General features: G+C 55.7%; 14 protein-coding genes. 3 read left to right on the top strand and 11 right to left on the bottom strand.

Annotated elements, in window-relative coordinates:
• Positions 1–16 precede the first annotated feature (16 nt).
• The gene (locus BM373_RS14850; protein ID WP_090462787.1) at positions 17–751 is read left to right on the top strand and encodes a GntR family transcriptional regulator; all 735 of its coding nucleotides are present in this window, start codon (positions 17–19) and stop codon (positions 749–751) included.
• On the opposite strand, the gene BM373_RS14855 is transcribed toward BM373_RS14850, so the two are convergent.
• Positions 731–2392: a putative transporter gene (locus BM373_RS14855; RefSeq protein WP_090462790.1), complete on the bottom strand. Its 1662-nt coding sequence runs from the start codon at positions 2390–2392 to the stop codon at positions 731–733. The genes BM373_RS14850 and BM373_RS14855 overlap by 21 nt on opposite strands.
• A gap of 142 nt (positions 2393–2534) precedes the next feature.
• Here BM373_RS14855 and nudI point away from each other — a divergent pair, with 142 nt between their 5' ends.
• A complete protein-coding gene (nudI, locus tag BM373_RS14860; protein ID WP_090462793.1) occupies positions 2535–2960 on the top strand; it encodes a nucleoside triphosphatase NudI in 426 nt (141 codons plus the stop codon).
• A gap of 62 nt (positions 2961–3022) precedes the next feature.
• Here the strand turns inward: nudI and ibpB are convergent, their stop codons facing one another.
• Both ibpB and ibpA read right to left on the bottom strand, forming a co-directional pair.
• Complete coding sequence (ibpB, locus tag BM373_RS14865; protein ID WP_090462796.1) at positions 3023–3451, bottom strand: small heat shock chaperone IbpB; 429 nt, start codon at positions 3449–3451, stop codon at positions 3023–3025.
• A gap of 94 nt (positions 3452–3545) precedes the next feature.
• Positions 3546–3959 carry a small heat shock chaperone IbpA gene (ibpA, locus tag BM373_RS14870; RefSeq protein WP_090462799.1) on the bottom strand — a complete coding sequence of 138 codons (414 nt, stop codon included), beginning with the start codon at positions 3957–3959 and terminating at the stop codon, positions 3546–3548.
• A gap of 309 nt (positions 3960–4268) precedes the next feature.
• On the opposite strand from ibpA, the gene BM373_RS14875 reads away from it, so the two are divergent.
• On the top strand, positions 4269–4598 hold the full coding sequence (locus tag BM373_RS14875) for a YceK/YidQ family lipoprotein (protein ID WP_177220156.1): 330 nt from the start codon (positions 4269–4271) through the stop codon (positions 4596–4598).
• On the opposite strand, the gene BM373_RS14880 is transcribed toward BM373_RS14875, so the two are convergent.
• The 8 genes from BM373_RS14880 to gyrB form a co-directional block, all read right to left on the bottom strand.
• Positions 4599–5825 (bottom strand): YidR family protein, encoded by a 1227-nt coding sequence (locus tag BM373_RS14880; RefSeq protein WP_090462802.1) that lies wholly within the window; start codon positions 5823–5825, stop codon positions 4599–4601.
• Positions 5826–5875: 50 nt separating this feature from the next.
• Entirely contained in the window at positions 5876–7168 is a 1293-nt protein-coding gene (locus BM373_RS14885; RefSeq protein ID WP_090462804.1) for an MFS transporter, read from the bottom strand.
• A 214-nt stretch (positions 7169–7382) separates the two neighbouring features.
• Positions 7383–8531: a galactonate dehydratase gene (dgoD, locus tag BM373_RS14890; RefSeq protein WP_090462810.1), complete on the bottom strand. Its 1149-nt coding sequence runs from the start codon at positions 8529–8531 to the stop codon at positions 7383–7385.
• Complete coding sequence (locus BM373_RS14895) at positions 8528–9145, bottom strand: 2-dehydro-3-deoxy-6-phosphogalactonate aldolase (protein WP_090462813.1); 618 nt, start codon at positions 9143–9145, stop codon at positions 8528–8530. The genes dgoD and BM373_RS14895 overlap by 4 nt, the downstream gene beginning before the upstream one ends.
• Positions 9129–10007 carry a 2-dehydro-3-deoxygalactonokinase gene (locus BM373_RS14900; RefSeq protein ID WP_090462815.1) on the bottom strand — a complete coding sequence of 293 codons (879 nt, stop codon included), beginning with the start codon at positions 10005–10007 and terminating at the stop codon, positions 9129–9131. The genes BM373_RS14895 and BM373_RS14900 overlap by 17 nt, the downstream gene beginning before the upstream one ends.
• Positions 10004–10693, bottom strand: coding sequence for a D-galactonate utilization transcriptional regulator DgoR (gene dgoR, locus BM373_RS14905; RefSeq protein WP_090462818.1), 690 nt, complete (start codon positions 10691–10693; stop codon positions 10004–10006). Before dgoR ends, BM373_RS14900 begins: the two co-directional genes overlap by 4 nt.
• A gap of 247 nt (positions 10694–10940) precedes the next feature.
• Positions 10941–11753 carry a sugar-phosphatase gene (gene yidA, locus BM373_RS14910; RefSeq protein ID WP_090462823.1) on the bottom strand — a complete coding sequence of 271 codons (813 nt, stop codon included), beginning with the start codon at positions 11751–11753 and terminating at the stop codon, positions 10941–10943.
• 261 nt (positions 11754–12014) lie between these two features.
• A complete protein-coding gene (gene gyrB, locus BM373_RS14915; RefSeq protein ID WP_090462826.1) occupies positions 12015–14429 on the bottom strand; it encodes a DNA topoisomerase (ATP-hydrolyzing) subunit B in 2415 nt (804 codons plus the stop codon).
• Positions 14430–14448 lie beyond the last annotated feature (19 nt).

The raw sequence follows: 14448 nt of genomic DNA on the forward strand, positions 1-14448 counted from the left end.
ACAGAGAGATCTACAGATGATCTATAAATCCATTGCTGAAAGATTACGCCTGCGACTGAATTCATCGGATTACAACGTCGGCAGTCCGTTACCCGGCGAGAAAGTGCTGGCGCAGGAGTTTGGCGTGGCGCGGATGACCATCCGCAAAGCGATTGACCTGCTGGTTGGCTGGGGATTAGTGGTGCGTCGCCACGGGAGCGGAACCTTTGTCGCCCGCAAGGATGTCCACCACGAAACCACCAACCTCACCGGCTTTGTTGAGGTGATGCGTCAGCAAGGCAAACATGTTTCCAGTAAAGTGCTGGTGTTTGAACTGATGCCGGCCCCGCCTGCCATCGCCAGTCAGTTGCGCATTCAGATTAACGAGCGGATCTATTTCTCACGCCGGGTGCGCTATGTGAACGATAAGCCGCTGATGCTTGAGGACAGCTACATGCCCGTGAAGCTGTTTCGCAACCTTTCACTGGTGCATCTGGAGGGATCAAAATTTGATTATATTGAGAAGGAGTGCGGGATTACGATCAGCGGCAACTATGAGACCCTGACGCCGGTACTGGCGGATAAACAGCTCGCCAGCCTGATAAATGTGCCTGAACACACGCCGCTGCTGCGTATTACCTCCCTCTCTTATAGCGACAGCGGCGAGTTTCTGAATTATTCCGTGATGTTTCGCAATACCAGCGAGTATCAGGTGGATTACCACCTGCACCGCATCCACCCGCAAACCCTGTTAACCCATTCCCCAGAATAGGACCGCCAGCAACTGCGGCGTGATGATGCGCAGGAACATCACCAGCGGGTAAACGGTGGCATAGGAGAGCGCCGCCGCGCCGCTGGTGGCGTGCAGGCCGTTGGCAAACGCCAGCGCGGGTGGATCGGTCATTGAACCCGCTAACATGCCGCACAGCGTCAGGTAATTCATCTTCGCGAAAATCCGCGCCAGCAGGCCCACGGTGATGAGCGGGACAGCGGTAATAAAGACGCCGTAAAGCATCCAGTTAACCCCCTCGCCCTCGGTCAGCGTGGTAATAAAATCCCCGCCTGACTTCAGCCCGACGACGGCCAGGAACAGCACGATCCCCAGCTCGCGCAGCGCAAGGTTGGCGCTCGGCGGCATAAACCAGTAGAGCTTCCCGATGCTGCCGATACGCCCCAGAATCAGCGCCATGATCAGCGGACCGCCCGCCAGACCCAGTTTTAACGCCACCGGGAAGCCGGGAATAAACAGCGGAATCGAACCCAGCAACACCCCAAGCCCGATACCGATAAACACCGGCAGCATCTGCACCTGCTGGAGTTTTTGCTGCGCGTTACCCACTTCCGCAGCCACGGCATCAATCGACGCCTGGCGGCCTACCAGGTTGAGGATATCGCCAAATTGCAGGCTGGCCTGGCTACTGGCCACCAGTTCCACGCCCGCGCGGTTGAGCCGGGAGATCACCACGTCATAGCGCTGCTTGAAGTGCAGATCCTGGATTTTTTTACCCAGCACTTTTTCATTGGTCACTACCACGCGCTCAACGTGTAAATCCGTACCGCGCGTGGAAAGCGAGGTATCAACTTCTCTGCCGATGACCACCAGCGCGTTGCGTAAATCGGCCTCCTGGCCGACCAGATGCAGCAGATCCCCCTGCATAATCAGCGTGGAGGGCGCGGGCACCATCAGCGTCTCTTCACGCTTTAAGCGCGAGCAAATGATGGTATCGCTGTTCAGGATCGGCACATCCTGAATCGCCATGCCATTCAGGTTCGGGTTTTCAACGCGGATATTGATGGTTTTAAGCAGGCTGTGGCCGTTACCGGAATGCAGATCGTGCTGCTGTGCTTCGCTGTCGACATTGATGCGAAACACCATGCGGATAAGCCACATCGTCAGCAAAATTCCGCAGATACCGAACGGATAGGCCATGGCATAGCTCATACCCATTTGATCGACCATCTCTCCGGGCGTGCCTAAATCCCGCAGGATTTGCTGCCCGGCACCGAGCGCGGGCGTGTTGGTCACCGCGCCGGAGAAAATCCCCAGCACGATAGGGAGCGGAATCGCGAAAAACTTATGTAGCAGCGTGGTGACAAGGCCGCCCAGGATGACGATCAGAATGGCAAACAGATTGAGGCGTAAACCCGATACCCTGAGCGAAGCGAAAAACCCCGGCCCCACCTGAATCCCAATTGTGTAAACAAACAGGATCAGGCCAAACTCCTGCATTACATGCAGCATCGCGCTGTTAAGGCCGATGCCCGCCTGATCGACAAAGTGCCCGACAATAATCCCGCCAAACAGCACCCCTCCGATGCCAAAACCCACGCCACGGATTTTTATATTGCCTATCCATAAACCCACAACCGCAACCAGCGCCATAATACTCACGGTTAACGCTATTTCACTCATGACGGGATCCTTGTGAATAACACTATTTTCTTTGCGGATTTTGTCAGAGCGCCAGTGGGTTGTATGGGGGATGGCGCACAAAAAAGCCGCGCCGGGGCGTGTATAACCATGCCTGGTTTGTATGGCTTAATACGGAGATGAAATGCGCCAGCGAATAATAGTCTGCCCTGTCATTCAGAATGAGGGTGAATACCTGCTCTGTAAAATGGCCGCCGATCGCGGTGTCTTCCCGGGCCAGTGGGCTTTGTCGGGAGGTGGAATGGAGCCGGGAGAAACAATGGAAGAGGCGCTCAGGCGGGAGATTAGAGAAGAACTGGGTGAGGAACTCGACATTACAGAAGTGAAGCCCTGGGCTTTTCGTGATGACGTGCGAATGAAAACCTATGCGGATGGCACCACGGAAGAGATTTATATGATTTATCTCATCTTTGACTGCGTAAGCGCTAACCGCGCCATCACCTTCAACGAAGAGTTTCAGGAGGTTATCTGGGTATCACCGGAAGCGATGAAAGAGATGGATCTGAATGAGGCAACGCGCATTACCTTTGCTGAAAAAGGCTTCCTGTAACGCACCCCGCCGCCTGGCAAACAAAAAAGGCGTCTTTCGACGCCTTTTTCATGGATAACCGATTAGCTGTTTAACGCCGGGCGTTCGCTGATGGCGATGCGCTGCGGGGCGATGGCTTCTGGCACGTTGCGGGTGATATCAATATGCAGCAGGCCATTGGTAAAGGTCGCGCCGTCGATCTCCATGTGCTCTGCCAGCGTAAAGCTCAGGCTGAACGGTTGGATCACCAGCCCTTTATGCAGGTATGAAGGCTCGTTGGCCGGTTTTTCCGGGGTGCCCTTCACCGTCAGGCGCGTGCCTTCAAGCTGGATATCCAGATCGTCCTGACGAAAACCCGCCAGCGCAAGGGTGATGCGGTAGTGGTTATCGTCGCTTTTTTCGATGTTATACGGCGGGAACGCCTGGCCTTCACCGGCGTTTTGCAGCGTATTCGCCAGTTTGTCAAAACCGATCCACTGACGCAGTAATGGGGATAAATCGTAGTTACGCATGGTGTTTCTCCTTCTTTGAAGCAAGAAATGAACGTGTTGATGCTCCCTGACGGCGAGCAAGGTTAAGGTTGGGCCGCCTGTGCGACCCAGGAAATCAGTTAATTTCGATACGGCGCGGTTTGTTCGCTTCCGGAATAACGCGCTCAAGATCGATGTACAGCAGGCCATTGACCAGATTTGCGCCGCGAATGTGGATATTTTCGGCTAACTGGAATTTGCGCTCGAAATTGCGTTCGGCGATGCCCTGGTAGAGATAGGTACGCTCTTTTTGCTCAGCCGTGTGGGAACCCTTCACCACCAGCAGGTTATCCTGCGCGGTGATCTCCAGTTCGCTTTCAGCAAAACCGGCGACGGCAATGGCGATGCGGTAATGGTTTTCATCCACCAGTTCAACGTTATACGGAGGGTAGCCGCCGTTACTTTGGCTTTGGTTGTTTTCTAACAGGTTGAACAGGCGGTCAAAACCAATGGCAGAACGATACAGCGGAGAAAGATCGAAATTACGCATGCTACAAGCTCCTGAAATCAGCGAGATTCTTAAGCCTTCCACGCGGGACAGGCCGTTTAATCAGACGTTGTGCCCTGAACACCCCGCAGGCATGTTCTTCTTCGGACACGTTCATAAAATGGGTGCGGTGCAATTTTTTTCAAGAGCGCTTGTCTGACTTTTTTTGCACTTTCCCCGCTATTGCATAGACTGGGATGACAGCACGCATTGTTAAATTGCGATTGCCGCCACAGAGCGGTGCACCAGCGCTATTCTTTTCTCTACAGGGTCGCTATAAGCGTTACAGCCAATCACAATGATTACATCATCATGAAAAATGTTCTGTTAAAGCTGGTTTTATTGGGCGGGATGCTCTCAATGAGCGGATGCTCAAGCGTCATGTCGCACACGGGCGGCAAAGAGGGGACGTACCCCGGCACGCGCGCCAGCTCAACGATGCTGGGCGATGACGATACCAGTCTGGGTATGAAATCGCTGGTGGCACTGGATATGCCTTTTACCGCGCTGGTGGATACGCTGCTGCTGCCGTGGGATATGTTCCGCACCGACAGCTCCATCAAATCGCGCGTGGAGAAAAGCGAGCAGGCGAATCTGGCGACTAATTCCGTGATCCCGCCTGCGCGAATGCCTTCCCCCTGATTACAGGCCGGTTTCCGTCATCCATAGCTGGCGGTAACCCTGCGTTTCGGCCATCCAGGCGATGTTTTTCCCGTCCGGTGAGAAAACCACCGCATCCGCGCTGGGCGGATTATCCTGATCGGGCGTCAAAAAGGTGATGTCGCCGCTCTGCGCATCGGCCAGCGCAATACGATTTTCCAGCACAAACCCTAACGCTTTTCCTGAAGGATGCCAGTTAAACGCCGACTGGATGCCCGTGCCGCTGCGGGTTAACTGGCGCGGTTCGCCGCCGTCAGGGGAAATAAGCCACAGCTGGACCACGCCCTTCTCATCACGCATCAAAAAAGCGATCTCCGTTGCCTGCGGATGGCTGCGTACCCAGTGACGCGGCACGTTCACCAGTCCCGGAAACGCGCGGTCATGGGTAAAGGTGAGCCGTTTTTGCACCACGCCTGCGGGCGGGGCGGGCATCAGCGCGTCGGTTCCTGCCAGCGGCGCGTCACCCGGCTGCTTCCAGGCCTGCGCTGTTTTTGGCAGATCGACAATAAACAGTTCCGGCACTTTCTCGCCGCTTTCGGAAAGCGTATCGCCAATAAACGCCAGTTTGTCGTTGCCGACCCAGCCCTCTTCATAGGCGCGGTTGATCTCATCGCTGCCTGGCGTCGGCTGCGGCGTGGTGCGACTCACCAGCACGCACCAGTGCGAACCGGCGTATTCACGCGGATGTGAGCCGCCCGGCGTCACCGGGCCAAAAGGAGCAGCCACGCCGACATTGCGTAAATCCAGTCGCGCGTCGCGTTCGTGCAGGACATGATCGTTATAGGTAAAACTGACGTACTCCCCGTTGGGGCTGAACACATGCACATGGCTGCCGCCGCGCAGCGCGCCCGGCGTATAGGGCGCGGTAATATCCATCGCATCCAGATTACGGGTCTTCCCGCCTTCGCTCACCACGCCGCGACGATGGTGAAAGTCGTAGTGCCAGGCGTCATCCGGGTTCTCCGGGCCATGAATAAAGACATATTTTTCCGCCTTGGGGCTGACGGTCACTACGCCCACGTGCGCGCCCTGGGTTGCGGTGTAAATCACGTCGATCTCGCCGGTTTGCACATTCACCCGCTCAATGGTCTGGCTGGTAAATGACGCACCGGACGGGCGCACGTCAAACGCCAGCCACTGGCTGTCCGGGGTCCAGGTGTTGATATTGGTGAGTTGATGATGACGGGGGGCAAAGGTGAGTTGTTTCATGAAAAGACCCTGAAGCGCTGTTTCGCTTCAGGGTAGCGTAAGAGCGGGCGTTAGCCTACGCGTTTAACGTCGCCCACCAGCAGGATGTAAGAGAGCGCGCCGATGAGTGCCACGACGGAGATATAAATCAGCGCCGGGCCGAAGCCGTAATCCTGTGCCAGGTAGCCGATCACCAGCGGGACGGTAATGCCGCCCAGCCCGCCGACAAAGTTAAACACGCCGCCGGTCAGACCAATCAGGCGCATCGGAGCCAGCGAGGAGACCAGCGACCAGGTGATCGACGCAAAACCGTTACCGAAGAACGCGACAGCCATCAGCACCATAATCCACAGCGGATCGTTGGTGTAGTTCGCGCCCATGATGCAGGTGGAAATCAGCAGCCCGCAGATAATCGGCGTTTTACGCGCCGCGCCCAGCGAATAGCCTTTGCGCACCAGACGGTCTGCCAGCCAGCCGGAGAGCAGCACACCAAAGAAGGCCGCGAGGAACGGCACGGTGGTCATGAAGCCCGCTTTCAGCGCGGTGATACCTTTTTCCTGAGTCAGGTAGTTCGGGAACCATGTCAGGAAGAACCACAGCGTCGAGGTCACGGCAAACTGCCCGAGGTACACGCCCAGTAATTTACGATGGAACACCAGCTTCCAGTCGGCTTTGGTTAACGGCTGACGCGCCTCTTTTTTCACCGGTGCGTCGCCGTCCACCAGACCGCCGCCATCACGGATGTAATCCAGTTCCGCCTTGCTGATGCCTTTGGTTAAACGCGGTGGCTGATAGACTTTGAACCAGATCAGCGACCAGACGATACCAATGCCGCCGGTGACGATAAACACCCAGTGCCAGCTCAGCATCTCCTGGATCCAGATCAGAAGCGGGGTGAGAAACGCCAGGCCGACAAACTGCCCGGAGGTGTAAAAACCCACCGCCGAGGCGCGTTCATGTTCCGGGAACCAGCTTGTCACCATGCGGTTATTGGTCGGGAACGCTGGCGCTTCGAAAATACCGGTGATCGCCCGCAGGCCAATCAACGACATTAATCCGGTGGCAAAGCCCTGGAACAGTGTCGCCACTGACCAGCCGAAAATCGCGATAAAGTAAGTCATCCGTGAGCCGACGCGATCGAGGAACCAGCCGCCGGGGATCTGGCACAGCGTATAAAGCCAGGCAAATGCAGAAAAGACATAGCCCATTTGCGCTTTGGTGATACCGAATTCTTCCTGAATATGCGCCGAAGCCACCGCTAAATTCGCGCGGTCAACGTAGCAAATCACCACGGTAATAAAGATCATCACCAGCGTCAGATAACGGCGACGCCCCGGTTTTGCAGCAGTAACTGAAATATCCATCGTAATCTGTCTCCAGATTTTGGGCATGGCGAAGCCGCTCACCCTGCCCGGTAAATTACAGAGGGTGTGTTTGAAATTATTATTAGGTGAATGCTCTAAATAATTTGCGTCAGGGAAAGGCGGCAAGCTTATGAATGCCCAGGAGCTTACTTAAGTAAGTGACTGGGTTGAATAAGCGTAGCCAACGCATTCATGGCGCGAATTATGAAGAGCATTACCATTCGGCGACGGTACCATCCGCATGCCGCCACAACGGATTCCGCCAGTCCGGGGCATTTTTACTCAGTTCAATGACTTTCTCTTCGTCAATTTCCACGCCGAGGCCTGGTTTCATTAACGGTTTAAAGAAGCCGCCTTCCATGCTGAAGTCTTCTTTATTCTTCACAAAGTCGAGCAATTCCGCGCCCTTATTGTAATGAATACCCATGCTTTGCTCCTGGAAGACCGCATTATGGGAGACAAAATCCACATGCAGACAGGCTGCCAGCGCAATCGGGCCGAGCGGGCAGTGCGGGGCCAGCGCCACGTCATAGGCTTCCGCCATGCCAGCGATTTTATAGCATTCGGTAATACCGCCTGCGTGGGATAAATCGGGCTGTAATATTGCCAGACCACCCGCCTGCAATACGCGTTTAAATTCAAAGCGGGAGAACATACGCTCACCGGCGGCAATAGGAATATGCGTTTGCGCGGCCAGTTTTGGATAATATTCTGCCTGCTCAGCTAATACCGGCTCTTCAATAAATAACGGGCGATATTGTTCCAGTTCTTTAATTAATACTTTTGCCATTGGGGCACTGACGCGACCGTGGAAATCGAGGCCAAATTCAATTTCATTGCCAAACGCTTCACGGATTTGCGCCACGGTATTGACTGCCGCATCGACTTTGCGGGAATCATCAATAATGGCTAATTCTTCGCAGCCGTTTAATTTAAAAGTATCAAAGCCAATATTACGCAGCGTTTTAATGCCTTCGATGGCCTCTGCCGGACGGTCGCCGCCGACCCAGCTATAGGCTTTGATTTTATCGCGTACCAGGCCGCCCATTAATTGCCACACCGGGGCGTTGTGGACTTTGCCTTTGATATCCCACAGCGCCTGATCGATACCGGCGATTGCGCTCATCATGATCGGGCCGCCACGGTAGAATCCGGCGCGGTACATCACCTGCCATAAGTCATTGATGCGTGACGGGTCCTGACCAATCAGATAGTCGCCGAACTCATGTACTGCCGCTTCGACGGTGCGCGCACGGCCTTCGATGACCGGCTCGCCCCAGCCGACGATGCCTTCGTCAGTTTCGATTTTCAAAAACATCCAGCGCGGGGGTAACCGGTACGTCGTTAATTTGGTAATTTTCATGCCACTGCCTCTCGATACGCGTTAACAAATGCCGCTGCCTGCTGCGCGGTGCGCTCAACGGACTGCCCGGCGCGATAGAGATCGCTGCCCAGTCCGGCACCCACGCAACCTGCGTCAATCCACTGCTTTAAGTTTTCCGGCGTGACGCCACCCACAGCAAAAACCGGCACGTCTGACGGCAGCACCGCTTTCAGCGCTTTGATGTAATCCGGGCCAAATGCCGACGACGGGAAGATTTTCAGCCCCTGCGCCCCGGCATTGAGCGCGTCAAACGCTTCGGTCGCCGTTGCACAGCCAGGGCAAACGGTCATGCCGTGCGCCACGGCGCGGCGGATCACCTCAGGCTGAATGTTGGGAGTGACGATAAGCCTGCAACCCATGGTGGCCAGTTGATCTACCTGAGCGGGCGTTAACACCGTGCCCGCGCCAATCAGCGCGCGATCGCCAAAGGCTTTAACCATGGCCGGAATGCTCTCTTCCCACTGCGGTGAATTCAGCGGGATTTCGACCGCGTCAAAACCGGCGTCCAGCACCGCGGCGACGTGCGCGTGCGCCTCGTGCGGCGTGATACCGCGAAGGATCGCGATGAGCGGAAGATTAGTTTGCCACTGCATGAGCTATGCTCCTTATGCCTGCCTGAAATGCGACGTCGCCACTGAGCGTTTGCGTACTGCGCCCGATATGCTCAAACGCGCGCTGGTAGCGGGCGCTGAGCGAGGGGCTGGCGACGAGAGTGATGGTCTGCTGCGGATCGTAACGGGTGACCATGCTGGTCACTTCACTGCCAATCAGCAGACCGGAAAGAAAGTCGCTCACCTGTTCACGCGGCAGGGCGTTCAGCACATGCGCGGCGCGGACTTCGAACAGGGAAGGAAGCAAATCGGGGGAGGCCAGGCCGCGTGTTAATCCGGCATCGAAGGCATCGGGGGAGGCGACCTGGTCCAGCAATCCTGCGCCCACCAGCGTGTGATTGAGCAAAACGTGGTGTAGCTCGCCGGTCATCACGGTACGGAAATCGCAGACGCGCTCGTCGTCCGTTTGCACCCATTTGCAGTGGGTGCCGGGCATGACGTACAGCGAAGAAGGGTGCAAGGCGCGCGCGCCAAGAAGCTGAGTTTCTTCGCCGCGCATCACGTTATGGTTGTCGTCGCGATCCACGCACAGGCCGGGAATAATCCATACTTTGTCGGCAACGGCAGTTAACTGCTGGCCAATGTCGGCGAAACGCGCCGGGCAGGGTAAATAGGGAACGGACTGCCAGCCTGCGTTGCTGCCCACCATACCCGCCATAATCACCGGGGTGTTTTCCCGATCCCACCCCTGGGTGACTTCTGCTAATACCGCTTCGAAAGTGCGCCCGTTGAGGCGCGTGACTCCGGCTTCCGATTGCCTGCTGTCGAGGCATTCATCGCCCTGATAATGCCAGGCGCGGAGGTTGGTTGAACCCCAGTCGATAGCGATATAGCGTGATGTCATGTGATTTCCTTTAATCGTCGGGTTGAGCTGGCAATCATCGCCAGCGCCGCCTGTTCAGCGGCATCGCCGTCCTGATGTCGTATCGCATCAAACAGCGCTTTATGTTCCTGGAGCGTTTTCGGCATGTTGCTTTCATCACCCATCCAGGTGCGCTCAAAAACGGCGCGCTGTAAGGAGCTGATGGCCACGCTCAACTGCTGTAACACCGGGTTGTGCACCGACTGCAAAACCGCTTCGTGATAGCGAATGTCCGCTTCGTTAAAGGCATCGCGATCCTGGTTGTTGAGGATCATGTCATTGAGCGCCGCCTCGATTTGCGCCAGTTCGCTGGAAGTGGCGCGTTCAGCCGCCCAGCGGGCAATGGCCGGTTCCACCAGATTACGCACTTCGCTCATCGCGCTGATAAGGCGCGGATCGTAATCGTGTTCCAGTACCCATTGCAGCACCTCGGTGTCGAGGTAATTCCACTGATTTCGCGCCGCCACAAACGCGCCGCGATAGCGCTTCATCTCAATCAACCGCTTCGCCATCAGCGAGCGAAACACCTCGCGGATGATGTTGCGCGACGTTTCGAACTCTTCGCATAAATCCGCTTCCGACGGCAGCGCGGCTCCGGGCACATACTTCCCGCTCACAATCTGCCGCCCGAGGGTGTTGATGATGCGGTCGGTTTTAGTAATGGTCATGGCTGTTCCTTTTGAACGTTTTCACTGCCATTACTTTATCCCGGCTGGCGTAAAAAACCTCAACATTGCAGTACAAATGTGAGCCTTGCTGCCGGTTACTGATGGCGATAGTAGTACAATGAATGTAGGTTGTACTACAATTCAGATCACAAAAACGACAATCGGTAACAAAAAGGTTAAGAAGAAAATTTTTCAGGCAACAAAAAGCCCGCACGAATGGCGGGCTTAACAGGAAGTAAAGCGGGGATTAATTCAGGACAAACTTCTCAATGGCCCATGCCACGCCGTCTTCCAGGTTGGATTTGGTGACGAAATTAGCGACCTCTTTCACGGAATCGATGGCGTTATCCATCGCCACACCGGTCCCCGCGTACTCAATCATTGCAATGTCGTTTTCCTGATCGCCAATCGCCATGATCTCCTCCGGCTGAATGCCCAGCGCATCGGCCAGCGATTTGACGCCTGTACCTTTGGTGACGCGTTTATCGAGGATTTCAAGGAAGTACGGCGCGCTTTTCAGCACGGTGTATTTCTCTTTCACTTCCGCCGGGATGCGGGCGATGGCTTTGTCGAGAATAGCCGGCTCGTCGATCATCATCACTTTTAACAGCTTGATCTCTTTGTCCATTTTTTCCGCTTCGCAGAACACCAGCGGAATGGTGGCCACGTAGGATTCATGCACGGTGTAGTAGCTGATATCACGGTTGGCGGTGTAGAGGGTGTTGCGATCGAGCGCGTGGAAGTGTGAACCCACTTCGCGGGATAGTTGTTCAAGGTAGCGATAATCGTCATAGCTGAGGGTGGTTTGTGCAACCGTGCTGCCATCCGCCGCTTTCTGCACCAGCGCGCCGTTATAGGTGATGCAGTAGTCACCCGGCTTATCCATATGCAGCTCTTTCAGGTAATTATGAACGCCTGCGTACGGGCGGCCTGTGGTCAGGACGACGTTGACGCCACGTTCGCGCGCGGCAGAAATCGCCTCTTTGACGGCAGGTGAAATGGTGTGATCGGGCAGCAGCAGTGTGCCATCCATGTCGATTGCAATAAGTTTGATAGCCATGAGATCCCCAACGTGAACGAGTCTGTACTCATGCTAACGCGATTTAGCTCAAAAAACAGCAGCAGAGTCGGAGGAAAAAGGGGGCGGGATGGGGGAGAGGTGTGCCTCTTTTGAGAGAGGAACCCCCTCACCCTAACCCTCTCCCACAGGGAGAGGGGACAGATCGAGCGCAGACTTGCCTTTGTGCTCTCCCACAGATCGAGCGCAGGCTTGCCCTTCTCCCTCTCCCGGTGGGAGAGGGTCGGGGTGAGGGGAACGCGATTAAATATCGATATTCGCGGCTTTCAGCGCATTCTCTTCAATAAACGCACGGCGCGGTTCAACGGCGTCGCCCATCAGTGTTGTGAACAGCTGGTCCGCGGCAATCGCATCCTTCACGGTCACGCGCAGCATACGGCGGCTTTCCGGGTCCATCGTCGTTTCCCACAGCTGATCCGGGTTCATTTCACCCAGACCTTTATAACGCTGAATGGAAAGGCCACGGCGGGACTCTTTCACCAGCCAGTCCAGCGCCTGTTCGAAGCTGGCTACCGGCTGGCGACGCTCGCCACGTTCGATGAACGCGTCATCTTCGATCAAATCACGCAGCGTTTCACCGAGCTGACACAGACGGCGGTATTCGCCACCGGCAATGAACTCCTGCTCCAGCGGATAGTCGGTATCCACACCGTGCGTACGCACGCGGACCACCGGCTCAAACTGCTTCAGTTCGGCGTTTTCACGCACCGCGAAGTTCCAGGTGCTGCCGTGCATTTCGTTTTCGTTAAGTGTGGTGATGAGCTGTGAAACCCAGGCGGTGACTTTCGCTTCATCGCTCAGTTCGGCTTCGGTCAGCGTCGGCTGATAGACCAGCTCTTTAAGCAGCGAGCGCGGGAAGCGACGCTCCATACGGCCAATCATTTTCTGCGCAGCGTTGAACTCAGAAACCAGTTTTTCCAGCGGTTCGCCTGCCAGTGCCGGAGCGCTGGCGTTGGTATGCAGCGTGGCACCATCAAGCGCGATCGAAATCTGGTACTGATCCATCGCTTCGTCGTCTTTGATGTACTGTTCCTGCTTGCCTTTCTTCACTTTGTACAACGGCGGCTGCGCAATGTAGACGTGGCCGCGCTCAACGATTTCCGGCATCTGACGATAGAAGAAGGTCAGCAGCAGAGTACGGATGTGTGAACCATCGACGTCCGCATCGGTCATGATGATGATGCTGTGATAGCGCAGTTTGTCCGGGTTGTACTCGTCGCGGCCGATGCCGCAGCCCAGCGCGGTGATAAGCGTTGCCACTTCCTGCGAAGAGAGCATCTTGTCAAAGCGCGCTTTCTCCACGTTGAGGATTTTACCTTTCAGCGGCAGAATCGCCTGGTTCTTACGGTTACGCCCCTGCTTGGCAGAGCCGCCCGCAGAGTCCCCTTCCACCAGGTACAGTTCAGACAGCGCCGGGTCGCGCTCCTGGCAATCCGCCAGCTTGCCCGGCAGACCAGCTAAGTCCAGTGCGCCTTTACGACGGGTCATTTCACGCGCTTTACGTGCAGCTTCACGGGCGCGCGCGGCGTCGATAATTTTACCGACAACGATTTTCGCATCGCCCGGGTTTTCCAGCAGGTATTCCGCCAGCAGTTCGTTCATCTGCTGCTCAACCGCCGATTTCACCTCGGAAGAAACCAGTTTGTCTTTGGTCTGTGAGGAGAATTTCGGATCCGGCACTTTGACGGAAACCACGGCGATCAGACCTTCACGGGCATCGTCACCGGTGGCGCTGACTTTCGCTTTTTTGCTGTAGCCTTCTTTATCCATGTAGGCGTTCAGGGTACGGGTCATCGCCGCACGGAAGCCCGCGAGGTGCGTACCGCCGTCGCGCTGCGGAATGTTGTTGGTAAAGCAGTAGATGTTTTCCTGGAAGCCGTCGTTCCACTGCAACGCCACTTCCACGCCAATGCCGTCTTTCTCAGTGGAGAAATAGAACACGTTCGGGTGGATCGGGGTTTTGTTCTTGTTCAGATACTCAACGAAGGCCTTGATACCGCCTTCGTAATGGAAGTGATCTTCTTTGCCATCGCGTTTGTCGCGCAGACGAATAGAAACGCCGGAGTTCAGGAATGACAGCTCACGCAGGCGTTTTGCCAGAATTTCATATTCAAATTCAACGACATTGGTGAAGGTTTCATGGCTCGGCCAGAAACGCACCTGAGTCCCGGTCGCATCGGTATCGCCAGTCACAGCCAGCGGTGCCTGCGGCACGCCGTGCACGTAAGTTTGCTGGTGGACTTTACCTTCGCGGCGGATCAGCAGTTCCAGCTTCTGCGACAGGGCGTTAACCACGGAAACGCCTACGCCGTGCAGGCCGCCGGAAACTTTATAGGAGTTATCGTCGAATTTACCGCCCGCATGCAGAACGGTCATGATCACTTCTGCCGCGGAAACGCCTTCTTCCGGGTGAATACCGGTCGGAATACCACGGCCATCATCCGTTACAGAAACGGAGTTGTCAGCGTGGATGGTCACGACGATATCTTTACAGTGACCTGCGAGCGCTTCGTCGATAGCGTTATCTACCACCTCAAATACCATGTGGTGCAGACCGGTGCCGTCATCCGTGTCGCCGATATACATACCCGGGCGCTTACGCACCGCATCCAGCCCTTTCAGGACTTTGATACTGGAGGAGTCATAAGAATTCGACATCAACGTTTCTCGCTCATTT

The sequence above is a fragment of the Enterobacter sp. kpr-6 genome (assembly GCF_900116015.1).
Lineage (GTDB): Bacteria > Pseudomonadota > Gammaproteobacteria > Enterobacterales > Enterobacteriaceae > Enterobacter_D.